At 57.5% G+C, this 22,006-nt stretch carries 23 protein-coding genes; 8 read left to right on the top strand and 15 right to left on the bottom strand.

Annotated features, from left to right (window positions below; translation table 11 throughout):
• The first annotated feature begins 97 nt into the window (after positions 1-97).
• Positions 98-1,054 carry an SOS response-associated peptidase family protein gene (locus tag BRO63_RS23580; protein ID WP_088142134.1) on the top strand — a complete coding sequence of 319 codons (957 nt, stop codon included), beginning with the start codon at positions 98-100 and terminating at the stop codon, positions 1,052-1,054.
• A 311-nt stretch (positions 1,055-1,365) separates the two neighbouring features.
• Positions 1,366-1,668, top strand: coding sequence for a hypothetical protein (locus BRO63_RS23575; RefSeq protein WP_088142133.1), 303 nt, complete (start codon positions 1,366-1,368; stop codon positions 1,666-1,668).
• An 879-nt stretch (positions 1,669-2,547) separates the two neighbouring features.
• On the opposite strand, the gene BRO63_RS23570 is transcribed toward BRO63_RS23575, so the two are convergent.
• The 10 genes from BRO63_RS23570 to BRO63_RS34680 form a co-directional block, all read right to left on the bottom strand.
• On the bottom strand, positions 2,548-3,831 hold the full coding sequence (locus BRO63_RS23570; RefSeq protein WP_088142132.1) for an arsenic transporter: 1,284 nt from the start codon (positions 3,829-3,831) through the stop codon (positions 2,548-2,550).
• Positions 3,832-3,884: 53 nt separating this feature from the next.
• A complete protein-coding gene (gene arsA, locus BRO63_RS23565; protein ID WP_143219508.1) occupies positions 3,885-5,675 on the bottom strand; it encodes an arsenical pump-driving ATPase in 1,791 nt (596 codons plus the stop codon).
• Between the two features lie 10 nt (positions 5,676-5,685).
• Positions 5,686-6,045, bottom strand: coding sequence for an arsenite efflux transporter metallochaperone ArsD (gene arsD, locus BRO63_RS23560; protein ID WP_088142131.1), 360 nt, complete (start codon positions 6,043-6,045; stop codon positions 5,686-5,688).
• A 79-nt stretch (positions 6,046-6,124) separates the two neighbouring features.
• On the bottom strand, positions 6,125-6,631 hold the full coding sequence (locus tag BRO63_RS23555) for an arsenate reductase ArsC (protein WP_088142130.1): 507 nt from the start codon (positions 6,629-6,631) through the stop codon (positions 6,125-6,127).
• Positions 6,628-7,005 (bottom strand): ArsR/SmtB family transcription factor, encoded by a 378-nt coding sequence (locus BRO63_RS23550; RefSeq protein WP_088142129.1) that lies wholly within the window; start codon positions 7,003-7,005, stop codon positions 6,628-6,630. The genes BRO63_RS23555 and BRO63_RS23550 overlap by 4 nt, the downstream gene beginning before the upstream one ends.
• Before the next feature lie 63 nt (positions 7,006-7,068).
• Positions 7,069-7,920, bottom strand: a complete 852-nt coding sequence (pstB, locus tag BRO63_RS23545; RefSeq protein ID WP_373557792.1) for a phosphate ABC transporter ATP-binding protein PstB — start codon at positions 7,918-7,920, stop codon at positions 7,069-7,071.
• Positions 7,913-8,773, bottom strand: coding sequence for a phosphate ABC transporter permease PstA (gene pstA / locus BRO63_RS23540; RefSeq protein WP_088142127.1), 861 nt, complete (start codon positions 8,771-8,773; stop codon positions 7,913-7,915). The genes pstB and pstA overlap by 8 nt, the downstream gene beginning before the upstream one ends.
• Positions 8,770-9,759, bottom strand: coding sequence for a phosphate ABC transporter permease subunit PstC (pstC, locus tag BRO63_RS23535; protein ID WP_088142126.1), 990 nt, complete (start codon positions 9,757-9,759; stop codon positions 8,770-8,772). The genes pstA and pstC overlap by 4 nt, the downstream gene beginning before the upstream one ends.
• A 93-nt stretch (positions 9,760-9,852) precedes the next feature.
• Complete coding sequence (gene pstS, locus BRO63_RS23530; protein ID WP_088142125.1) at positions 9,853-10,875, bottom strand: phosphate ABC transporter substrate-binding protein PstS; 1,023 nt, start codon at positions 10,873-10,875, stop codon at positions 9,853-9,855.
• A gap of 123 nt (positions 10,876-10,998) precedes the next feature.
• Positions 10,999-11,421, bottom strand: a complete 423-nt coding sequence (locus tag BRO63_RS34680; protein ID WP_088142124.1) for an ArsR/SmtB family transcription factor — start codon at positions 11,419-11,421, stop codon at positions 10,999-11,001.
• Between the two features lie 111 nt (positions 11,422-11,532).
• Between BRO63_RS34680 and BRO63_RS23520 the strand changes: the two genes are divergently transcribed.
• The 6 genes from BRO63_RS23520 to BRO63_RS23495 all read left to right on the top strand — a co-directional run bounded on the left by BRO63_RS23520 (position 11,533) and on the right by BRO63_RS23495 (position 16,007).
• Positions 11,533-11,856: an ArsR/SmtB family transcription factor gene (locus BRO63_RS23520; protein ID WP_088142123.1), complete on the top strand. Its 324-nt coding sequence runs from the start codon at positions 11,533-11,535 to the stop codon at positions 11,854-11,856.
• The gene (locus tag BRO63_RS23515) at positions 11,856-12,941 is read left to right on the top strand and encodes an ArsO family NAD(P)H-dependent flavin-containing monooxygenase (protein WP_088142122.1); all 1,086 of its coding nucleotides are present in this window, start codon (positions 11,856-11,858) and stop codon (positions 12,939-12,941) included. Before BRO63_RS23520 ends, BRO63_RS23515 begins: the two co-directional genes overlap by 1 nt.
• A gap of 8 nt (positions 12,942-12,949) precedes the next feature.
• On the top strand, positions 12,950-13,375 hold the full coding sequence (gene arsC, locus BRO63_RS23510) for an arsenate reductase (glutaredoxin) (RefSeq protein WP_088142150.1): 426 nt from the start codon (positions 12,950-12,952) through the stop codon (positions 13,373-13,375).
• A 3-nt stretch (positions 13,376-13,378) separates the two neighbouring features.
• A complete protein-coding gene (locus BRO63_RS23505; RefSeq protein WP_088142121.1) occupies positions 13,379-14,635 on the top strand; it encodes an MFS transporter in 1,257 nt (418 codons plus the stop codon).
• A gap of 10 nt (positions 14,636-14,645) precedes the next feature.
• Positions 14,646-15,398: an arsenical resistance protein ArsH gene (gene arsH / locus BRO63_RS23500; protein WP_088142120.1), complete on the top strand. Its 753-nt coding sequence runs from the start codon at positions 14,646-14,648 to the stop codon at positions 15,396-15,398.
• Positions 15,399-15,590: 192 nt separating this feature from the next.
• Complete coding sequence (locus tag BRO63_RS23495; RefSeq protein WP_088142149.1) at positions 15,591-16,007, top strand: universal stress protein; 417 nt, start codon at positions 15,591-15,593, stop codon at positions 16,005-16,007.
• Between the two features lie 101 nt (positions 16,008-16,108).
• Here BRO63_RS23495 and BRO63_RS23490 read toward each other — a convergent pair whose 3' ends face one another.
• The 5 genes from BRO63_RS23490 to BRO63_RS23470 form a co-directional block, all read right to left on the bottom strand.
• On the bottom strand, positions 16,109-17,386 hold the full coding sequence (locus tag BRO63_RS23490) for an NAD(P)-binding domain-containing protein (RefSeq protein ID WP_088142119.1): 1,278 nt from the start codon (positions 17,384-17,386) through the stop codon (positions 16,109-16,111).
• A gap of 92 nt (positions 17,387-17,478) precedes the next feature.
• A complete protein-coding gene (locus BRO63_RS23485; protein ID WP_088142118.1) occupies positions 17,479-17,970 on the bottom strand; it encodes a MarR family winged helix-turn-helix transcriptional regulator in 492 nt (163 codons plus the stop codon).
• 137 nt (positions 17,971-18,107) lie between these two features.
• Positions 18,108-19,499, bottom strand: coding sequence for a sigma-54-dependent transcriptional regulator (locus BRO63_RS23480; RefSeq protein ID WP_252978962.1), 1,392 nt, complete (start codon positions 19,497-19,499; stop codon positions 18,108-18,110).
• A complete protein-coding gene (locus BRO63_RS23475) occupies positions 19,454-20,959 on the bottom strand; it encodes a sensor histidine kinase (protein WP_088142116.1) in 1,506 nt (501 codons plus the stop codon). Before BRO63_RS23475 ends, BRO63_RS23480 begins: the two co-directional genes overlap by 46 nt.
• Positions 20,956-21,738 carry a substrate-binding domain-containing protein gene (locus BRO63_RS23470; protein WP_252978963.1) on the bottom strand — a complete coding sequence of 261 codons (783 nt, stop codon included), beginning with the start codon at positions 21,736-21,738 and terminating at the stop codon, positions 20,956-20,958. The genes BRO63_RS23475 and BRO63_RS23470 overlap by 4 nt, the downstream gene beginning before the upstream one ends.
• Positions 21,739-22,006: the final 268 nt, after the last annotated feature.

Genomic DNA, 22,006 nt, shown 5'->3' with positions numbered 1-22,006 from the left:
CTGGCGAGATGCAGACAATCAGGCAAGCGCCGTAGAATTGAATCCAATACGCTGCGTAGGCTCCGTTGAGGGCCAGTTCTTTCGAAGCGAGGCCTCTATGTGCTATTCCGCGCAGGTTGAAGCTGCCTACAAGAAGCTCGGGCGCCGCTATCGCGCCACTGTTGATTTTGACGAGTTCGTGAATCTTTACCTGTACCACCCGACAGGCTCACGGCCTTTGACGCCCCGGGCGCTGGATCTGTCGTTCAGTGCATCGGATGGGGGCCCTGCAGCTGTGATTGCAGAATCTGTGGAGCAGTGGGACAAGCTGGAGTTACACCAGCTCGAGGAGTTGGTCTTCGCGCAGCGCACGCGGCTGGTCAATGCGGAACGAAGCCTGCAAACCAAGGTAACCAAGAAAGCCCAGAATGACGTGCGCATTGCTTCGAACAAGATCGAACGCGCTCTGGCGAAGCTTTCTCGCTTGAAGAGCGACAAGCTGCAGCCCTCTGACAGCCGGATCTTCCCTGGCTCCTATGCACCGGTGATAACGGGGCACGGTCAGGACCGGATCATCCGACCAATGCGCTATCAATGCAGGCTCGCTGGAAAGCCTGCGAGCCATGACGTGCGATTCCCCGGCACCTACAACGCCAGGCGAGACAGTCTCGAACGGTATTGGAGCAATACCTTCGGCCACAACCACGCCATCCTGATCGTGAACAAGTTCTACGAGCATGTGGCTAGGCATGCATTGGAACAGCGCGAGCTGGCGCCAGATGAAAAGGAAGAAAGCGTGATTTTGGAGTTCACTCCTGAGCCAGCCCAGGAGATGATCATTGCGTGCTTGTGGTCGGAATGGAAAGGTCCTGAAGGGCGCCTTCTTTCATTCGCGGCGATCACAGACGAACCACCGCCCGAGGTAGCTGCAGCTGGCCATGACCGCTGCATAGTCCAGATCAAGCCAGAGAACATCGATGCGTGGTTGAATCCAGACCACCGCAACCTGGCCTCGTGCTACGAGATCCTGGATGACCGCCCTCGCCCTTATTACGAGCACCGCTTGGCAGCCTGAGGCCCCGCGCCGCACGTTTGACTTATCGGAGCCGGCGTCGTACAAATACTGTACATTTATACAGTATTCATATGCCAGCCCCAAATGGCGCCAATCCCGCCAACCACACCTGTTTCTGCTGTGCGCACTTCCGTGGCCTGATTGGGACCAAGGCGAACTGCGGCCACCCGAGGCTCAGCCCTACCCATGATTCGCCCGAACGTGGGTGCAAGCGCTGGACGTTTGCCGCCGGCGCAGACCGAGATATCTGGACCTGCGAGGATTGGCACGTCAGTGCATCCAGAGAGATACCAGGATTCGTAGAGGCGCCGATGAAGCGGTTCCGCAAGCCGCTATGCGGCGCGGATATCCGCTTGATCTATGACTTCCCGGGTGAAAGTTGGGACGCGATCCGCGCTTCCATTGCCAAACTGGCGTGGGAGATTGGTCGAGAGCGCGATTTCAACTGCCGCCTGCGGAACGCGCTGCTGGTCATGGCCCAAGAACCGAAGACGCCTATCCAAATACGAGTGTATTTGCGCCGGCTGGCCCAGCGCATGCTGGAGGATCCTGGCGTAAGAGAAGAGATCGAGCGACAGACCCTGATGGATTCCATTACACATCGAGGAGAGTAGGTGCTGCTGGTGGCGGAACTGCCCGCTTTAGCCGCAACCGTGTTTAGCAGCTAAACACCGCGTCGTCCGGACACGAAGCACCAAGCGCATTGCTGTTTTGAAGTCCGTATTTCAAATTGATGGTCGATGTGGGCCGGTGGGTATGTGGGTGAAGCACAGGAGCCGGTGGGCACACCCTGTGGGCAAGCGCGTGGTCAGGCGCAGCCTGTCCACCGTTTGTCCAGCAGGGTTGTCCACGGGCCGAGCGCAGCGAGATGGGCGGTCGCGCAGCGATCATCCACATATCCACGGGTCCAGTATTGGCCTGTTCTGCATATCCCAAGGAACATCTGGACATTAAGCGTTGGAGATGTCACCTCACCCGCGACTCCATCCCGCCAGCGGCGGACATGCCAATAGCGGTCTCAGCCGAAGCAACGTCGGCGTCCCGAGCGAACTTGGCGGCGCACGAAATTTGATTGAGCGCTTTTTCGTTGACAGTCCAGCCCTTACTCAGCAATCGCATTTCGTTTCGCTGGAACCTTGCAGCCCGAGTTGACGCACGTGCTTATCTCTGCCAAGTGCAAGGGACTCCAATCTGCCCCCGATAGGCGGAATTGCTAGTGAGTTTCCTGCCCGTATTTTGGAGAGGGAGAGCTATGCATCCAAGTCGCCGCGGGTCCTTGGTGTTTCTGACATCATCTGTTGCTTGGACTCCCGGCTGGACAGTCGCTTCGCAGTTGAGTCCGGCAGATGCTCAAGTCGCTCAGGCTTATCTGCTCGGCCGGCTACTGGTATTTGCGGCACCAACATCCCTACCGAGCTGGCACTTTATTTTCATACAACCATTCGGAAGCTGGCTCCGATCACAGATCACCAGGCCTCGTGTTTCCAGGGGGGCTAGCCCAGTCTGACCGCCAAAGCTGCAAGCGTCAAAAGAAGTACTGGAAGCGTTAGCACGATGCCAACCTTGAAGTAATAGCCCCAGGAGATCGTGGTTCCCTTGCGCTCGAGCACGTGCAGCCAAAGCAAAGTAGCCAAGCTGCCAATTGGGGTGATCTTTGGGCCCAAGTCGCTGCCGATCACGTTGGCGTAGACCATTGCCTCCTTGACCACACCGCTGGCCTGGCTTGCGTCAATCGATAAGGCCCCGACCAAGACAGTCGGCATATTGTTCATGATTGACGACAAAAATGCCGCCATTAGCCCCGTGCCAATCGTGGCCGTCCAGATCCCCTGCACTGCAAACCTGCTCAGCAAATCAGCGAGGTATTGAGTCAAGCCCGCGTTGCGCAGTCCATATACGACTAGGTACATTCCCAAAGAGAAGACCACGATTTGCCAAGGCGCTTCCCGTATCACCTTGCGCGTGCTGATGATATGGCCGCGCCCCGCGACAAGCAGCAAGATTGCCGCGCCCGCAGCCGCCACAGCGCTGACGGGTACTCCAAGCGGTTCCAGACCAAAGAAGCCTACCAACAGAAGCATTAGTACGATCCAGCCTGCCCGAAAAGTACTCGCGTCACGTATGGCCGCTACGGGGTCTTTCAGCTGATCTGCGTCATACCGCGCAGGAATGCTCTTGCGGAAATAGAGCATCAACACAACCAGAGTGGCGGCGACCGAAACAAAGTTGACGGGCACCATCACTGCGGCATAACGGTTGAACCCGATGTCGAAGAAGTCGGCAGAAACAATGTTGACGAGATTGGACACGATCAGCGGCAGGCTTGCCGTGTCCGCGATGAAGCCAGCGGCCATGACGAACGCCAAGGTGGCCGCCGGGCTGAACCCCAGCGCCAGCAGCATAGCCATTACGATAGGAGTCAGTATCAATGCTGCGCCGTCGTTCGCGAACAGCGCAGCTACTGCGGCTCCCAACAGGACGATCAGTGCGAACAGAGCACGACCATGGCCCTTGCCCCAACGTGCGACGTGCAGCGCTGCCCATTCGAAGAAGCCCGCCTCATCCAGCAACAGACTGATGATGATCACGGCGATGAAGGTTGCCGTGGCGTTCCACACGATATTCCATACGACGGGAATATCGCTCATCTGGACAACACCAGCGAGAAGTGCAAGGCCAGCGCCGAGGCTCGCGCTCCATCCTATTCCCAAGCCACGAGGCTGCCAGATAACCAGAATTAGGGTGAGAACAAAGATCGCTATTGCAGCTAATAACATTCGTGGAACTCTTCTTTTGTTTGTAGAACGAACTGTGCTGGTTGCTCGGCCGGTCAGGAAGCACGCAGATCCGCCGCGGCTTCATCGTGGTATCCCGTCAACTCACGGACACGTTGGATGCCGACTGGCTCGCTTTTCAGCAAGGGAACTACAGCGTACCGTTTGGCATGGCGTTGAGCGACGGCCTTGATTTCGCTGAGTTCATTTCGCGCGCGCTGACGCAGCAATGGCGAACTCGGGCCGGCCGCGGCAATGCTGTTGTTGATCAACCATGCCCAGGGTTCAATGCCGGCGCGCCGGAGATCTTCCTGGAGATTTGCGGCTTCTAGCACTGGCGTCGTCTCTGCGAGCGTGACAAGTAAGACCTTTGTCTGTGCCGGATCCTGCAACTGCATCATTGGCGTGGTGTAGTGGACATTGCTACCCGACATCTGGCGCACAATCTCGCGATGATAGGCACCCGTTGCGTCCAAGAGCAGCAATGTATGGCCTGTCGGCGCGGTGTCCATGATGACAAATTTGGTGTTTGCCTCACGGATGATCCGAGAAAAAGCGCCGAACACCGCTATCTCTTCGGTGCAGGGAGAGCGCAGATCCTCTTCCAGCAAGGCCCTGCCCTCCGCATCCAGCTTTGCGCCTTTCGTAGCCAAGACGTGCTGTCGATATCGTTCGGTTTCAGCGTGTGGGTCGATTCGGCTTACCGTTAGATGGGGCAACGTGCCTTCCAATGTGCGGGCCAAGTGCGCAGCGGGATCTGAGGTGGTGAGATGAACCGGGAAGCCGCGTTCCGCGAGTTCGACGGCCACAGCTGCTGCCAAGGTGGTCTTTCCCACTCCACCCTTCCCCATGACGATGACCAAGCCATGCCCATCGGCTGCAATGTCTTCGACGAGGGATGCCAAATCGGGGGCCTCAATCGCGGGCAAGGCTTCGTTGCCCACATCAGCCGCGACCACGTTCTTGTCGCTAAGGAGCATCCGCAATGAGCCCAAACCCACGATGTTGAACGCCTTTAGTGTCACCTGGTCCTGAGGCAACGCAGCCAGCTGCGGCGGAATGGCGGCAATAGCAGCCTGTTCGCGCTCATAGACAGCTGCCGCCAGGGCGTCATGCTCTACGGCTGCGGCGGGCAGGACACCGTTGATCACCAGGTGCTGCTGCGAAAGCCCTATGTCCGCCAGCTCTTGGCTGGTCCGTGCGGCTTCGTCCAGCGTTGCTCGCTGGGCACGCGCGACGAGTACCAATCGAGTGCGGCGTGAATCCGCGAGAGCAGCGACAGCCTCCCGATACTGGTTGCGCTGCTTTTCCAGACCTGCCAAGGGACCAAGGCAAGACGCATCGCCTTGGCCCGCTTCCAGAAAGCTGCTCCAAGCGCCAGGCAACTGGAGCAAACGGATGGTATGTCCTGTCGGAGCAGTATCGAAGATCACATGATCAAAATCAGATGTCAGACTTGCTTCGGTCAGCAATGATGTGAACTCATCGAATGCTGCAATTTCTGTTGTGCAGGCCCCGGACAAAGACTCTTCGATTCCCCGCACGACGTCGTCTGGCAATACGCCGCGCACGGGATCAACGATGCGATTGCGGTACTGTTGCGCAGCGCTTTGGGGATCGATCTCCAGGGCGGAAAGGTTGCGAACCGCCTCAATAGCCGTGATGCGATTGCCGATTTCTGTATTGAACACTTGGCCGACATTCGAGGCCGGGTCGGTGCTAACCAGCAACACTCGCGCGCCCTGCTCCGCTAACGTGACGGCGGTAGCGCAGGCGAGAGAAGTCTTCCCAACCCCGCCTTTGCCCGTGAAAAACATAAACCTGGGTGTCTCGTCCAGGAACTTCATAATCATCCCCTTAGCAGCTTCTATTTCCACTGCAGCATGCTGATTGCCCATTGGAGCTGGGTTCACCGTTGATACCTGCCCAAAGCGAGAGTTCGTTACGCGTCGGATATCTGCCGGCCAGCGCGATCTCATCGTCGATCAGAGTCAATGGAAGGGAGTCTGCCCCCGCGCGGGCGAGAAATGCGCTCACCACAGGGTTTTGGGCGAACTCTAGGGGCTGCTGAGCCAAGTTCAGGCGCTCAATACGGGCACCTTGTCGCTTCGCCCAATCAATGTCCGCCGCGCACGTGACCAGCGCTTGATCAATGTCGGTGCCACAGACGCCAGTGCTGCAGCACAACGCCGGATCGAAGATTCGTATGGTTTTCATTTTGATGATCCAACAATTTTCGAAATGTTCGTTCAAAAAATTTGCTCGTGGATGTCGACCACGAGCCATGTCCCGCGCGTTACGCTGTAGCCGAATGCTCGCCTATTTGCTGCAGTTCGCGGTGAATAGCTGCCTTGTCTAGCGCCGCAATAGGCAAGTTCGCAAAAATATTTATCCGCGCAGAGATCTGTCGGAAGACCTTCTCAAAAACTCGACGCTTTTCGTCATCGGTCCCAAGCGCGGCCGCCGGATCCTCAAACCCCCAATGGGCCGAGATCGGCTGACCAGGCCAGACTGGGCATACCTCGCCCGCAGCGTTATCGCAGACGGTGATGATGAAGTCCATTTGCGGTGCGTCGGGGCTGGCAAACTCATCCCAGCTCTTGCTGCGCAGACTTTCTATCGGATAGTTCAGGACTTGAACTTTCTCGATGGCGAACGGGTTTACCTGGCCGCCGGGATGGCTGCCAGCGCTATATGCGTGAAATCGGCCCTTCCCCAGCGAATTGAGCAGCGCTTCGGCCATGATGCTGCGCGCCGAATTGCCAGTGCATAGGAATAAAACGTTGTAGACCTTGTCAGTCATGATGTGGACTCCTCAAGAGAGGTTTTTGAGCGCCGAGCGCGAGCAGATGCAGGCGATGGGCACACAGCAATGGATGTTGGTGCGCACGGTTCGCCACCGCAGCAGTTGTCTGTCAGATAGGCAAGGAGTTCAGCCATAGATTCGAATCTAGCTTCATAGATGACGAATCTGCCCTCTTGCCGCGAGGCCAATAAGCCGGCGTGCACCAACTCCTTCAAATGAAAGGAGAGTGACGATGGGGGAATCCCCGTCTTTTCGGCGAGTTGGCCCGCAGGCAAACCCGCGGGGCCTGCCTGGACCAAGAGGCGGTAGACGGTCAGGCGCGACTCATGACCAATCGCAGCTAGGGCTTTAACAGCGTCTTTCATTTCCATAGTTCGACTTTAATGGAATGATCGAAATCTGTAAAGCCATTCCTTGCCATTCAGAGTCAATGTCTAGCCAAATCGTCCGGTGATGTAGTCAGAGGTCTGTTCGCGCTTGGGCTTGGTGAACAGGTCGTCAGTTCTGCTCATCTCCACAAGCTCACCTGCGCACATGAAGCCTGTGTAGTCGGAGCACCGCGCCGCCTGCTGCATGTTGTGGGTCACAATCAGCACGGTGTAGTCCTTCTTCAACTCGGCAATCAACTGTTCTATTTTTGCGGTAGAGATGGGGTCTAGCGCCGATGTCGGTTCGTCGAGCAACAATACCTCCGGCCGCAGAGCAATTGCGCGTGCAATGCAGAGTCGTTGTTGTTGACCGCCGGACAGACCTAGCGCATTCTCGTTCAGCTTGTCCTTCACCTCGTCCCAGAGAGCCGCGTTTCGCAATGCAGCTTCCACCCGCGCATCCATCTCGGCTTTTGGTAGACGCTCATAGTGCTTGATTGCGTATGCGACGTTGTCATAGATGGACATCGGAAATGGGACTGGCTTTTGAAACACCATTCCAACCTTGCTGCGCAAACGATTTATCGAGTACTGCGAATCGAGAATGTTCTGATTGTCCAGCAGGACCTCTCCCCGGGCCTCTAAACCGGGGTAGATCGCATAGATCCGGTTGAAGATGCGCAGGAGCGTGGACTTTCCGCAACCAGAGGGTCCGATAAGCGCGGTCACACGATTGCCGGCAAGTTCAATGTTGACGTTCTTGAGCGCCTGCGCGCCCTTGTAATAGAAGCATAGATCCCTCGTCACTACTTTCGGTTGCGGTGTGGTAACGGGATCCGCCAAGGGTGCGCTGCGCGCAGCCATAGCTCCGGCCGCAGTAGCTGCCAGTAGTGAGGACGGAAGAGCAAATTCAGTCATGATTCACCTTGTTGCGTGACAAAATTGCGCGCGATAGCAAGCTCAGAATTAGTACGAACATCGTGACAACGAATGCGCCCGCCCAGGCCAGTGCGTGCCAACTTTCGTATGGACTCATCGCATATTGGAAGATGACCGCAGGCACACTCGCCATTGGCGCGCTCAGGTCCGCATTCCAATATTGATTGTTCAACGCTGTGAACAGCAACGGGGCTGTCTCGCCGCTGATGCGTGCCAAGGCCAACAAAACGCCTGTTGTGATGCCTGGCAGCGCAGCCCGGAACAACACTTGAATCGTCACCTTCCACTGAGGCACCCCTAGCGCGAGCGCAGCTTCGCGCATTTGGCTTGGAACCAGTTGCAGCATCTCATCGGTGGTGCGGACCACAACGGGAAGCACGATGAATGCCAATGCAATCGCGCCAGCCCATCCAGAAAAGTGTCCCGTCTGCCGTACCACCAGTTCGTACACAAACAGCCCCAACACAATTGAAGGCGCCGAGAGGAGGATGTCATTCACAAACCGAATCATTGCGCCGATTCTGTGCCGATTCACATATTCGGCCAGATATGTGCCCGCAGCGATCCCTATAGGCGTACCCAGCAGAATGGCAACCACGCTCATGATCAAACTTCCAAACAAGGCGTTGGCCAGCCCACCGTCGGCCCCTGGGGGTGGCGTCATCTTGATGAAAAGGTCCCATTTCAGAGCGCCTAACCCCTTGGTGACGGTGGTCCAAAGGATCCATATCAGCCAAAACAATCCAAAGAGAGTAGCGGCCATCGAGAGGGCTACCGACACCAGATTTCGGGCGGCGCGCACGCGTTGCAGTCGCAGACCATGTGGGGTCATACCCGTCCCTCCTGCCGATTCAGCCGATTCAGCATCAGTTTGGCGATAGCGAGGACGATGAAGGTCACGATAAACAGCAGGAAGCCCAGCGCGATCAATGAAGACAGGTAGATGTCCGAGTCGGCTTCAGTGAATTCGTTGGCTATGGTCGCCGCGATTGAATTGCCTGGCTCCAGCAACGAAGCAGTCAGCCGATGCGCATTGCCGAGCACAAAGGTCACCGCCATGGTCTCGCCCAACGCCCTTCCCAGACCCAGGAATATTCCGCCAATGACCGCCGAACGTGTATGCGGCAACACGATGTTCCAGACAACCTCCCAGGTGGTAGAACCCAGGGCGTAGGCGGATTCCTTCAATTGACGAGGTACGGTAAGGAACACCTCCCGCATCACGGACGTGATGAAGGGTACGACCATGATGGCCAGGACAATGCCGGCGGTCAGCATACCCATGCCTAGCGGCGGGCCGGAAAAAAGCACGCCGACAAATGGCAGTGTTCCGAGGTGCTCGTCAAGCCAGGGATTCACATACTCGGCCATCACCGGCACGAAGACGAAGAGCCCCCACATGCCATAGATGATCGATGGAATGCCCGCCAGCAATTCAATCGCCGAGGCCACAGGTTGGCGCAGCCATTTCGGCGCCACTTCTGTGAGGTAGTAGGCGACCCCAAAACTCACAGGTACGGCGATTAGCATGGCAATCAGAGCCGTGACCAATGTTCCATAGATCGGTACCAACGCGCCGAATTTGTGATTGACGGCATCCCATTCGCTTGACCAGAGGAACTCGAATCCAAACGTACTGAACGCGAGTCTCCCCCCCCAAAGCATAGAAAGCGCGGCTCCGCTCAACGACACAAGTACGAAGATGCCCGCAACGGCAACAGTGCGGCGAAACACCCTGTCCGATGCGGCGTCTCGCCGAGATCGCAGCTCGTCCGTGTGCAGTGTTAGCGCGGGATTAAGTCCCGGATTGTTCGACATTTACGTCAGCCTTTTAAAGCGGCCAGTTGGTCGACGATCCCGCCGCGTTACGCCGATGGTGTGTGGCGCCTGGTGGAGATCGTCGACCTCGGTTTAGCGCTTGATTTGTGCGGCCCAATAGCTTTCGATCTGAGCAACAAGCTCCTTCGGCAGCGGGACATAGTCCAACGCCTCGGCTTCATGCTGGCCATTTTCCAGCGCCCATTTGAAGAATTCGAGCGTTGCCGCTGTGCGACCGGCATCTTTGGGCTGCTTGTACATCATGACGAACACAGTCGCCGAGATAGGCCAAGCGTCAGCACCGGGTGCATTGGTGATCACTAGGTGGAAGTCCTGCGCATTCTTCCAGTCGGCGTGAGCGGCAGCCGACTGGAATGTCTTGTCGCTGGGCGCGACAAAATTGCCTTCCGAATTTTTCACCGCGGCATAGGACATCTTGTTCTGCAGCGCATACGCAAGTTCGACGTAGCCAATGGAGTTCTTGATTTGTTTGACATACGCAGCGACGCCTTCATTGCCCTTACCCCCGACGCCCACCGGCCATTGCACAGAGGTGCCCTCCCCCACTTTGCTTTGCCACTCGGGGCTGATCTTGGATAGGTAGTTGACCCAGTTGAAGGTAGTTCCTGAGCCGTCGGAACGGTGCACCACCGTGATCTTTGCGTCGGGGAGCTTAACCTCCGGATTCAGGTCAGCAATGGCCTTGTCGTTCCATTTTTGGATCTTTCCCAGGTAGATATCGGCAAGCAGTGGACCCGTGAATCGCAGCTTGCCCGGCTCGACTCCGGCGATATTGATCACGGGCACTACGCCGCCGATAACAACAGGAAATTGACCCAATCCAGCCTCGTCGAGCTCTTTGGGAGGCAACGGCTTGTCCGAGGCGCCGAAGTCAACGGTTCCAGCCTTGATCTGAGCGATCCCTCCGCCTGAGCCGATCGATTGATAGTTGATCTTGTTGCCCGTTTTGGTGTTGTAAGTGTCGGACCATTTCGACAGGATTGGGTAGACGAACGTGGATCCCGCACCTGTGATATCCGCGGCCTGAGCTGCACTCGTGCCGAGTGCGATGAAAATTCCCAATCCTGCCGCGTATTTTTTGGCCAGTGCAAACATGCGTTTTCTCTCTTGTGTAGGTACGTTGAGGGCCTCATCAGCCCAGCCATCACAACTATTCGATATATCGTGATCTATGGACATAATGAATAAAAAGTATTAACGGCTTATGACAGGCATTTGTTATCGAGCCGGCTCGCCGACGCTCCAAAAGCTCTCCGCATCATTCGGCAAGCAACCACAGGGATCTGTTGCGCAGCACTCCTCTAAGATGAACTCCAAGAGGCCATAGATTCCACTCAGCCGCGCCCTATAACGAACATAGTCGTCAGTTCTATGCCCCACGATCAGACCGGCTCTTGCAAGTCCCGCCAGGTGTTGAGACACAGTGCTACGCGGCCCTCCGACCACCAGCGCAATCTCCCCTGCATCCATGCCATGGGGTTCCTGGCGAATCAACATTCTGAAGATGCCTAATCGTGTCGAATGGCTGAGCGCTGTCAGGGTCAAGACGGCATCAAGAGTGGTGGTTTGAGAAGGTCTTGCCGGGGCGAGCGCGCGTACAACCGCCTGAGGGCGCGCTGCAGGGGAATTGATATGCTCCATCTCACTTCCATCCGTCGTAAATTACAGACATATTCTGCTGGTCACATGACAATTCGATGACAGCGAGGACAATCCATTTCAATAGTTCAACAATTGTTGTAGCATTGATGCATGAACAAAGACTCCGCTGTCACCATTTTTGAATCTCTAGCCTCAGGCGTACGGCTGGACATTTTTCGCCTGCTCGTCCGAGCGGCCCCGCATGGGTGCGTTGCCGGCCAGATCGCTATAGAGCTGGGCATTCCGCCTACCAACCTTTCATTTCATCTTAAGGCCCTGACACAGGCGCAACTGCTCACCGTTGAGCAGGAAGGCCGCTTCATGCGCTACCGCGCAAACATCGAATTGATGGACGAGTTGGTGAATTACCTTACTGCGGAATGCTGCAGCGGCGTGTCGGCGCCACCCATCTCAGACGCCACCGAGGACGCCTAATGGACGTTTCCTCTCAGGACCGCTGGGCAGATGTCGTCATCGTGGGGGCTGGCCAAAGCGCGTTGGCTCTAGCTTATTTCCTCAAACGCACAGCGTTGAAAGTTGTGCTTTTCGATGCCGAGACCGGACCGGGCGCTGCTTGGCGTCACGGGTGGGACTCGCTGCACCTATTTTCGCCCGCGCAGTGGAGCTCGCTTCCCGGCTGGCCAATGCCACCGACGCAGGGCTATCCCACACGCGATCAGGTTGTCGACTATCTCTCACAGTACGAAGAGCGCTACGGTTTCCGTGTTGAGCGGCCCGTTATCGTCGAGGCCCTACAGCAGGCGGATTTCGGATTCGTCATCAAGACGAACCAGGGCGATTGGCGAGCGACGGCCGTGGTCAGCGCCACAGGCACGTGGAGCGCGCCATTCATCCCTTCGTATGAAGGCCATGACATCTTCCAGGGAGAGCAGGTGCATTCTGCGCACTATCGTTCGCCTGCGCCATATGCCGGCAAGCGCGTGCTGGTTGTCGGGGGGGGCAATTCTGGAGCGCAGATTCTCGCCGAGCTTTCCGAAGTTGCCCAGACCACCTGGGTCACGCCTGCCGAGCCGTTGTTTCTGCCGGACGACGTTGATGGACGGGTGCTTTTTGAAAGAGCGACGGCACGTTGGCAGGCGATCCAGTTGGGCAGACCGCCCGAAGATTTGCCCGGCGGATTCGGCGATGTCGTCATGGTGCCGCCAGTACGCGCGGCTCGCGACCGTGGGGTACTTCATTCCGTGCGCCCTTTCTCCCGCTTTACCCGCAATGGCGTCGTCTGGCCGGACGGAACAGAGTCGTCGGTGGATGCCGTCGTGTGGTGCACCGGTTTTCGGCCTGCGTTAGGTCATCTGGTCACGTTGGGCGTTGTAGAGGCTGACGGCAAGGTTCAGGTCTCCGGCACCCAATCCGTAAAGGTCCCGGGCTTATGGCTCGTTGGTTACGGCGAATGGACCGGATTTGCCTCCGCCACGCTCATCGGCATCATGCGCACCGCCAAATCTACCGCGGCCGAAGTGGCTGCATTCGTCGAAAACGCATCTTCTCTCACCGCTTAATCATGCATATGAACACTGTCACTATCTTCCACAACCCCCAATGTGGCACCTCCCGAAACACGCTTGCGCTGATTCGCAACGCGGGGATTGAGCCGCAAGTCATTGAGTATCTGCAGGCGCCGCCCGATCGCGCGATGCTGGTCGATCTTATTGCTCGGGCCGGCCTGACCGTACGGGAAGCGATTCGGCAGAAGGGTACGCCGTACCTGGAGCTGGGATTGGACAACGAATCCCTGAGCGATGATCAGTTAATTGACGCCATGCTGGCACACCCGATCTTGATCAATCGCCCGTTTGTCTTGACTCCCGCGGGTGTGCGCCTCTGCCGACCGTCCGAGGTAGTGCTGGACATTCTGGAAGCCCCTCAGCGCGGCCCGTTCACCAAAGAGGATGGTGAAGTCGTCATCGACGATAGCGGAAAGCGCGTGCGCTGAGCCATGCCAGTCGCTTCGACAGTCGCCACAGCCGCCGCTCCCGCCGAGAAAGCGCACGGATTGATCACCGCGTTAGGCATTGGGCAGATCTGCTCCTGGGGATCGCTCTATTACAGCTTTCCGTTGATTGCCGAGGCGATGGGCCAGGAGCTCGGCTGGACCAAGCCTGACCTTTATGGTGCTGCCACGCTAGGGCTAGTCCTCGCAGCGCTGGCGGCATATCCAGTCGGCGTTGCGGTCGACCGTGGGTACGGCCGTTGGGTGATGGGGTTTTCGTCGCTGCTCGCGGGCGCATTGTTGATGCTTTGGTCTCAAGTGACGTCCCTAGCGGCTTTCTATGTGCTGGTGGCAGGAATAGGTGCGCTGCAGGCAGCGACCCTTTATGAGCCGGCATTCGCCATAGTCGCACGTCGCGTTGGTCCCAGCCATTCCCGGGCAGGCATCACCGCGCTGACACTATGGGGTGGGTTTGCAAGCACGGTCTTCATTCCGCTAGTGCAATGGCTATTAAGTCTATGGGGCTGGCGCGAGGCGCTGATGGTACTTGCGGCGGTTAACGCCATCATCTGCACGGGGGCCTACCTGTTGTTCATCCAGCCAGGTCGAGATGCCAGGCCTGTCGGTACTGCTAATCCTGTTGAGCAGCGCGCTAGAAATCGCCTGGCCGTTCGGGAAGCGCTGCGACGGCCCGTCTTTTGGGCCCTGCTGCTGTCGCTAACGGCATACGCGGCAATGTTCTCTGCCTTCACGTTCCACATGTACCCCCTGTTACGTGAGCGTGGCATCGACACCGGCTCTGTGGTTCAGGCGATCGCGTTGATTGGACCGGCCCAAGTGGCGGGCCGGATCGTGGTGAGCCTATTTGCGGCGCGCGCCTCAATGCGAGCAGTGGGCGCGGCCGTGGTGTCCGTTTTCCCGATGGCCTTTGGCGCCCTCGCCTACCTACATGCGGATTTCTTTGTGGTGGCGACCATTTGCGTGGTCTACGGAGGCGCCAACGGCATATTCACGATCGTGCGAGGCATGGTCGTGCCGGAAATGCTGAGCCGAGATGCCTATGGCGCTATCAACGGACTCTTGACTGTACCAATGACATTCGCGCGCGCTGCGGCGCCCGTGGGCGCTGCAGCGCTCTGGGCGGTTGGCTCTTCCTACGATGGCGTCCTAGTCGCCATCCTTGTAGTGGCTGTCCTACTGGCGGCCAGCTTCTGGCTGGCAGCGTGGCTCAGCCGCCCGAAATTACAATTTTTGCCCGAGTGAGTGTTTTGCAATGACGACGTATTCTTCCCCTTCCGATCTCAACTTCCCCAGCATGGACGAAACATTGCTGGACTTGCCCACCCACGACAAGCTGTCGCTGGCTGTAGGCACGACGCATCCGCCCCGTATCCTGCTGTTGTACGGTTCCTTGCGCGAACGCTCATACAGCCGCCTTCTGACCGAAGAAGCCGCCCGAATCTTGACACGACTTGGTGCGGAGACACGGATCTTCGATCCGCGTGGTTTGCCTTTGCCAGACAGCGTTCCCGCGGACCATCCCAAGGTGGCCGAGCTCAGAGCACTGTCGCTGTGGTCTGAGGGCCAGGTTTGGTGTAGTCCCGAGCGGCACGGCACGATTACGGGGGTATTCAAGAGCCAGATCGATTGGCTGCCATTGGAAACCGGTAGCGTACGTCCCACACAAGGCCGCACCCTAGCAGTGATGCAGGTATCGGGTGGTTCCCAGTCTTTCAACGCCGTGAACGCGCTACGCGTGCTGGGGCGGTGGATGCGGATGGTGACCATCCCGAATCAGTCGTCGGTGGCCAAAGCCTTCCAGGAGTTTGATGAAGCCGGCCGCATGAGGCCATCGCCGTACTACGACCGGGTGGTCGACGTCATGGAAGAGCTCTATAAGTTCACCTTGTTGGTGCGAGATCGAAGCGACTATCTTACGGACCGATATAGCGAACGCAAAGGCATGGCGGAAGAGATCGCGCGCCTGGGCCGCGAAGCGATGGTACATGAGGATCAAACCCAGTAGCGGCTTTCCTCTGCCGACTCGGCGGTCGAATACGTCTTGGCCTTGACGGATGGCAATTAATTCCATATACCTGGACATATCGAACAATTCGATTGGTATAGCGGAAGTCCATTGGCGAACATTTAGCCTTGGTTGAGTGGCGAGTCTGACTACCGAGGCCAAGGGTGCAGCCTGGGCTTCAGGACGCACGCCATGTTTACACGCATATTGGTGGATTTCGATCCGGCGCATCTGAGCCATTCCTCGTTGCTTGGGCTGTTGGATTTGGCTGCGGCCAACCATTCGGCGCTGACCTTTCTCGCCCTGCGGCCGAAGCTGGATGAGCTCTTGTGTGCATCGGAAGATGAGTTTGTGGAAGGCGTGCGAAGACAGATTGCCGATGAATGGGGCGTGATCATGTCTTTGGCACGGCAGCGGGCGCTGGATCCGCGCTTAGAGGTTCTCGCGGGCGACCCAATCGAGGTGCTTTTAGGCTATGGCCGTGCAATCGATGCCGATCTAATCGTTGCAGGGAAATCGCACTCGGGCGGCATCAGAAATGCCGTGCTAGGACTGCCCTGGAAAGCCCTCCTCACGCGCGCAGATGTAGCTGTGTTGATTCTGCCCTGATATTGGATTCGCGCCGGTTGGGCCATCCCATTACGAATAAGGCGGTCCCCAAGACAAATTGCGCCCTGGGGACCGACCTGGTCAGCAAGAGTGCGGCTGCATTAGTTGCAACAGCTTTTCTGGACGCTCGTCCGATCAAACTGGGTGCTGCATACACCTGTCTCAGGAAGCACAAGCTCTACGCGTTCTGCCGCCTCCCGGTCGCCGGCTATCCATGCGACAACAGACCGGACTTGTTCGTAGCCGGTAAGCATGAGGAATGTTGGCGCACGTCCGTAGCTCTTCATGCCAACCACAAAAACGCCCTCGTCCGGGTGCGCGAGCTCGGCGGCGCCATGGGGTCTCACCGTGCCGCAACTATGCACGTTGGGATCAATCATGGGAGCGAGGCGAACGGGGCTTTCCGTCGCGGGGTCGAGCTCGAGACGAAGCTCCGCCATCAATCGAAGGTCGGGACGAAATCCCGTTGCCACGACAATTTCATCAACAGCTGGAAGCGTCGTGGCGCCGGTGTGTACCAGCAGGCCTTCGTTCGAGGCACTGACGCGGTCAACGTTAACGTTCGTGAAAACCTCTATGCGGCGCTCTTCCATTAACTGCCTGATCACCAGGCCCAATTTGCCGCGCCCCTCAAGCTGGTCATTCTCACCGCCACCAAAGATGCGGTCGAGAGTGGCACTGCGGACAGCCCAATACACCTGAGTTCGTGGGGCGCTGGACTTGAGTTTCACCAAGTCTTGAAGCGCATTGAATGCGGAATGCCCTCCTCCAACGACCAAGACTCGCCGATTCGCATAGCGCTGCCGCGCGTCGCCTAGAACGTTGGGAATACCGTAGGCAATCTGTGCCTTGAATTCCTTCTCTCCTAGGGCCGGGATTCCATGGGCCCCCATCCAGTTCGGCGTGGTGTATGTGCCCGAGGCATCGATAACTGCCCTAGCCAAGACATCATGCTCACCTGCTGGTCGGCGGACACGCAGCAGGAATGGTGCGGCTGCACGATCCCTGTTCTTCATGACGTCGTGCGCAGCGCGGCTCACGGCAATCACGCGGCTCTTGGTGTGGAGGCGGCTCTTGATCGGTTCTAGATCGGCCAACGGTTGCAGATACTGCGTTAGAAGCTCGTGCCCGGTGGGATAAGCGTCACTTGGCGGCGCGATCCATCCCGCACGTTCGAGCAATTCGCCGGCTTTCTTATCGATGTTGAAGCCCCATGGGGAGAACATTCTGACATGCCCCCATTTGTACAAATTGGCACCTGCGGCCTCGCCCGCTTCGAAAATGATCGGCGTCATGCCTCTGTCTAGCACATGGGCGGCCGCGCTTAGTCCCACCGGCCCGGCGCCAATGATTGCGATAGGAAGATCATTCTTGTTCATTCCAAGCACCTCTTTTTACGTGGTTGAGACACGGACTTGGTCCGCAATTAATTGGTACTGACAACTAAATGGACAAAAAAAACCGTAATTGCCTACGGTTGCGGATCGGCAGCACATGTGGAGGCGACACCGCAGCGCGCTTGCGCTGCGCGCGTCAGTTGCCGCAGCAGCGTCAAGGACGCATCCAGTACCTCAGGCTGCATGTTCTCGATCATCGCAAATTCCTCGGCCACTAAATCCGCGCGAATGGTCTGATATAGCTGGTGTCCCGCGGCGGTCGGCTCGAGTTGCACCGCTCGGCGATCGGAGACATCCTCCACCCGGCTGACGTAGCCCTTCCGCTCGAGCGAATCAACAATTCGGCTGGCCGTGCTCTTGTCCAAGAACATTTCCTGCGCGAGCGTTTGTAGCCTGAGGGGGCCTTGCTTGACCAGCGTTTCCAGGGCGTAGCACTGCGCTACCGAAACGTCATAGCAGCAAATGCGATCACGATCGCGGAACTGATGCACCCTAATAAGCTGGTTCACAGCTTCGTACAGCGCCTCTGCGTCCTGCGGTAGAGGGCGTCTAGTACTCTGATCCATGGACAAATTCCATTTAGTTGGTAGTGCCAACGTTATTGGAATTCTTGCTGTACGTCAAGCTTTCTCAGGTGTTGGGCAGTCCTTGGGCTACAGATGCGTCCGTCCATCCACACCGTGAAGCCTCGCATCTCGTTGAGCTAGTCACCTGCATTTTTGGAGTCGATACCGTAGCGTTTCATCTTCTGCCAAAGGTTCTTTCGAGAGATGCTCAGGACGTCTGCCGTTTCCTGGATCCGGCCCCCATGTCGTCGTAGAACCTCTTCGATGTAAAGCCGCTCACAGACCTGCTGATAGGCAGTGAGTGTTGCTTCTTCTTGCGTGGGCAACTCGTCCGTATAGTGAGTACCGTCAGGCTCCTCGGGAAAAATCTCTCCTGGCATCAGCATGTTGGATTGGCTAACCAGGCAGGCGCGCTCAATTCTGTTGTGTAGTTCGCGGATATTGCCTGGCCACGGATACGTTTGGAGCCTGATCAAAGACAGCGGGTGAAGCGTCTTCGCAGGTTCTCCTAGCCGCTCAGCGATGCTTGCGGCGAATCGCTTGGCCAACCATAGGACGTCTTCAGGCCGTTCGCGCAATGGCTTGACTTCAAGGGTCACCGTGTTGATTCGGTAGTAAAGGTCTTCCCTGAACGACTTTGCGGCTACCATCTCCGAAAGGTTCCGGTTGGTCGCGCAGATCAGGTCGAACTTGGTGTGGGTGTCGTGTTCGGCGCCGAGCCGACGTATGCGTTTTTCTTGTATTGCTCGTAATAGAGCTGCTTGGAGGGCCGGCGATAACTCCCCTACTTCATCCAAGAACAATGTCCCACCATCGGCTTGTTCTAGGTAGCCTTTCCGGACCTTATCAGCGCCGGTGTATGCCCCCTTTTCATAGCCAAAAAACTCAGCTTCCGCAATCGTTGGCGCGATGGCGCCACAGTTCACCGCGACGAACGGCCGTGTGGCAATCTCGCGTCGAGCTTGACTATGGATCAATCGCGCCAGGACCTCTTTGCCCACACCTGATTCGCCGATCAACAGTACTGCCGAAGCCCGTCCTGCAACGCGGGGCACAAGACGGTGCAGGTTCTTGGCCGCTTGAGACACGCCGAGTTCGGTCTGGCAATCAGGAGAGACGTCCATTGGCAAGACATCTTGCACGGTTTGGATCAGACTCGCGATCTCAAACGGTTTGGTGACATAGTCCTTTATGCCAAGTTTTAGCAAGTCCACAGCCTTTTCGACGGTGGCATAGGCGGTCATCAGGATGAATGGCGGCAAGGTACAGCCTTGCGCGACCAATTGCCGATAGAGCTCATCCCCGTCCAAGTCCGGCAGGCGAATGTCGCTGATCACTGCCCCGTAGGAATTGGTTTGAATGGCTGTCTTCGCATCATTTGCCTTCGAGAACCAATCGGTCCTAATCCCCTCAAGGCGGAATCGTTCCACAATGGACTCGCCCATGATGGCGTCGTCCTCAATTAGACATACGTATGGCTGTATCACGTCGGTGTCTCCTGATGCTCTTTTTGTATAGGTGTGGCGCATGGCAGTGTCACCGTGAAGGCGGTATAGCCCTCCTCACTGACCACCTCGATGGTGCCTTCCAATTGCGTGACGATCTGGTATGTGACCCATAGCCCTAAGCCACGAGCCCTGCTGCCCTTCTGCGCATCCACTCGATATGGCTCAAACAGGTGTGGAAGCGCGTCGTCCGGAATGTGTTGTCCAGAATTGGCGACTTCTACCGTTAGCTGATCTTGGATTCCGGTTACTGTGCAGCTGACCGTCCCGCCCAGATCAACCGCATTTTTCGCATTGATGAGCAGGTTCAAGGTCAGTTGTCGCACTAGATGTGAAGGTAGTGGCAACTCTTGCTGCGCCGAGACATCCCACAGCAAAGTGGCGCCCTTCTCGGATAATTCGGGCTCGATAAGCACTCGGAGATCTTGCCAGTCGCTAGCGTGCATCAACGGCGAGTCCAGACGGGCTTCCACGAGCAGCGCGCCCACAGTGCGCCGAATCTGCATCAGGCCCCTACGCGTGAGCCCGAGCGTCTTCCCCGTCAACTCATCATAGGAACCGTGCTTTTCTATGGTGTCCAGCGCATTTAGCATGCCACCCAATGGATTGTTGATCTCATGCGCGACCCCCGCAGCGACGCGTCCCACGGCAGCCAGCCGCTCCGCAGCAATAATTTCCCGCTCTAGAGCTTCCTGTCGTTCCAATTGCTTGAGCATGGTCGAGAAGCTCTTGCTCAACGCCGCGATCTCGTCGCTGCCGTCCTTGTGTCGCGAGTGCTCGATATTGGCGGCAGGTTCGCGACCGACGCGCTGGGTGGCCCTGGCCAAAGAGAGGAGTGGTTGGGCAATCCTGTTTCCCCAGAGCCACCCGAGAGTTAGTAGCAACAGCAGTCCAGGAATGCTGACAAGTAGCACCCGGGCGACCAAGTCATATAGCCGTTGTCGCCACGTACCCGCGTCATAGGCAGCGAGCACATACCCAGCCAGGCCATCGTCCTCAGACATAACGGCAGCGCCGGCGACTGCCAATGACGCATCTAAACTATCCGGCGAAGTGAAGACAAAAGCGCGCTGATCGCCGCGCAGGGCCTCGGCGGCCGCTCGCAGTTCTGTTGGCAGCGCAGCACTCGGCGTAAGTACCGGAAACTGCTGCGGATCGGACGAGGCGTAGACACGCAAGTTGGGATCTAGCACTAGGATCGACCGCAATCCCGGCGCGCCATCTCCTGCGGCGAGCGGAATACGAAGCGCCTCATAGACACGCCAAAGGTCATCACGCACCAAAGGTTCTCGCACCGACAGGGACAACACTTGTGTCAGGGTCTTCGCGCTTTGGCGTGTGTCTCGAAGCATGCCGACATACGCGGTGCGCACCAACGTCACAGTCACGACGAGTTCCGTCACAACGATCGCGGCGGCCAAGGCCAGCGGCACCTTGTAGCGGTAACTAACTTTGGACCAGAAATTCCAGCGGCCAAAACTCATGTCGAGTCCTGCGCCAGATTCTCGCCCGCGGATATGCGAACCAAACTGCGGATGTCGTCGTACATGTCATCGGTGCCCCCAACAAAGCGGTCTAGGCAGAGGCGCTGCAAAATGAGACGCCCTCCTGGCCGCTCATGCATGTGAAGCAGCGCGTCGCGCAATGCTGTGGCCGTGGTGGACGCAATTTGGTCGCTCACGACGATAGGCGGAAAGCCGTACTCCGGTGATTTCCAGGCGACACGCGCGCCGGCAGACCGTGCTGGGTATTGTGATGCAAGGCTGTCCCAGATGTATCCATCAACCGCCCCGCCATTGGCCAGGCCGGCGGCAACCGCCTCTACGACTTTGCTATGCGCAAACGTGAAAAAAGCTTTGCGGAAGAAAGTGAGCGGATCTTGATGCTCGGTCAGCAGCTCTGTGCGCGGCACCAGGAAACCAGAGTTCGACAGTGGATCACTGTAGGCAAAGACCCGTCCATGCAGGTCCCCAATCTCCGACGTTTCGCGATCCTTCTGCGGCACGATCAAGTACGACTGATACAGCGGCCTTCCCCGGTACTGCGGCACTGCTAACAACCTGAGCCGATCGGCGTTCAGGACATAGGGGTAGCCGCAGATCCAAGCCGCGTCGATTTGGCCGCGCAAAAGAAGATCCACGATCTCGCCGTAGCTGCGCCTCTGAACGAATCGCACCTCTTGCTTCAGCACGGTTTGCAGGTCGGATCGCCAAACGTCCAACAACTGGAGCTGATCGTCCAGAAAGACGGCAGTGGTACCCAATTTGAGTGGAGGGGCGGCTGTCGCCCGTTGCGGCATTGCACACATTGCGATTGATGCAGCGCCGGCAGCGAGAAAGCGGCGACGGTTACCGGAAGGTAACGTCGAGCTCGCCCTAGGCCGCTGGTAGTTACCGTTCCGACAGGGTAACGGGTGCATTTTTTTCGTCTCCACTGTGCAGGGCCGTCCGAAAGCTACTTGGCATGCCCTTTGCTTATAGGGATACAGAGTACTGAAGCCGTCATTTCGTTTCAATAGGAAATATCGACAT

This window comes from Achromobacter xylosoxidans (assembly GCF_002192695.1).
Lineage (GTDB): Bacteria > Pseudomonadota > Gammaproteobacteria > Burkholderiales > Burkholderiaceae_B > Achromobacter > Achromobacter xylosoxidans_C.
The sequence above is the reverse complement of the archived record's forward strand: the minus strand, read 5'-3'. Positions and strand labels throughout refer to the sequence as shown.

What these genes read in the sequence shown, in the direction of transcription:
- BRO63_RS23580 (WP_088142134.1), top strand. Translation starts at nt 98, where the DNA reads ATGTGCTATTCCGCGCAGGTTGAAGCTGCCTACAAGAAGCTCGGGCGC.
- BRO63_RS23575 (WP_088142133.1), top strand. Translation starts at nt 1,366, where the DNA reads ATGAAGCGGTTCCGCAAGCCGCTATGCGGCGCGGATATCCGCTTGATC.
- BRO63_RS23570 (WP_088142132.1), bottom strand. Translation starts at nt 3,831, where the DNA reads ATGTTATTAGCTGCAATAGCGATCTTTGTTCTCACCCTAATTCTGGTT.
- arsA (WP_143219508.1), bottom strand. Translation starts at nt 5,675, where the DNA reads ATGAAGTTCCTGGACGAGACACCCAGGTTTATGTTTTTCACGGGCAAA.
- arsD (WP_088142131.1), bottom strand. Translation starts at nt 6,045, where the DNA reads ATGAAAACCATACGAATCTTCGATCCGGCGTTGTGCTGCAGCACTGGC.
- BRO63_RS23555 (WP_088142130.1), bottom strand. Translation starts at nt 6,631, where the DNA reads ATGACTGACAAGGTCTACAACGTTTTATTCCTATGCACTGGCAATTCG.
- BRO63_RS23550 (WP_088142129.1), bottom strand. Translation starts at nt 7,005, where the DNA reads ATGGAAATGAAAGACGCTGTTAAAGCCCTAGCTGCGATTGGTCATGAG.
- pstB (WP_373557792.1), bottom strand. Translation starts at nt 7,920, where the DNA reads ATGACTGAATTTGCTCTTCCGTCCTCACTACTGGCAGCTACTGCGGCC.
- pstA (WP_088142127.1), bottom strand. Translation starts at nt 8,773, where the DNA reads ATGACCCCACATGGTCTGCGACTGCAACGCGTGCGCGCCGCCCGAAAT.
- pstC (WP_088142126.1), bottom strand. Translation starts at nt 9,759, where the DNA reads ATGTCGAACAATCCGGGACTTAATCCCGCGCTAACACTGCACACGGAC.
- pstS (WP_088142125.1), bottom strand. Translation starts at nt 10,875, where the DNA reads ATGTTTGCACTGGCCAAAAAATACGCGGCAGGATTGGGAATTTTCATC.
- BRO63_RS34680 (WP_088142124.1), bottom strand. Translation starts at nt 11,421, where the DNA reads ATGGAGCATATCAATTCCCCTGCAGCGCGCCCTCAGGCGGTTGTACGC.
- BRO63_RS23520 (WP_088142123.1), top strand. Translation starts at nt 11,533, where the DNA reads ATGAACAAAGACTCCGCTGTCACCATTTTTGAATCTCTAGCCTCAGGC.
- BRO63_RS23515 (WP_088142122.1), top strand. Translation starts at nt 11,856, where the DNA reads ATGGACGTTTCCTCTCAGGACCGCTGGGCAGATGTCGTCATCGTGGGG.
- arsC (WP_088142150.1), top strand. Translation starts at nt 12,950, where the DNA reads ATGAACACTGTCACTATCTTCCACAACCCCCAATGTGGCACCTCCCGA.
- BRO63_RS23505 (WP_088142121.1), top strand. Translation starts at nt 13,379, where the DNA reads ATGCCAGTCGCTTCGACAGTCGCCACAGCCGCCGCTCCCGCCGAGAAA.
- arsH (WP_088142120.1), top strand. Translation starts at nt 14,646, where the DNA reads ATGACGACGTATTCTTCCCCTTCCGATCTCAACTTCCCCAGCATGGAC.
- BRO63_RS23495 (WP_088142149.1), top strand. Translation starts at nt 15,591, where the DNA reads ATGTTTACACGCATATTGGTGGATTTCGATCCGGCGCATCTGAGCCAT.
- BRO63_RS23490 (WP_088142119.1), bottom strand. Translation starts at nt 17,386, where the DNA reads ATGAACAAGAATGATCTTCCTATCGCAATCATTGGCGCCGGGCCGGTG.
- BRO63_RS23485 (WP_088142118.1), bottom strand. Translation starts at nt 17,970, where the DNA reads ATGGATCAGAGTACTAGACGCCCTCTACCGCAGGACGCAGAGGCGCTG.
- BRO63_RS23480 (WP_252978962.1), bottom strand. Translation starts at nt 19,499, where the DNA reads ATGCGCCACACCTATACAAAAAGAGCATCAGGAGACACCGACGTGATA.
- BRO63_RS23475 (WP_088142116.1), bottom strand. Translation starts at nt 20,959, where the DNA reads ATGAGTTTTGGCCGCTGGAATTTCTGGTCCAAAGTTAGTTACCGCTAC.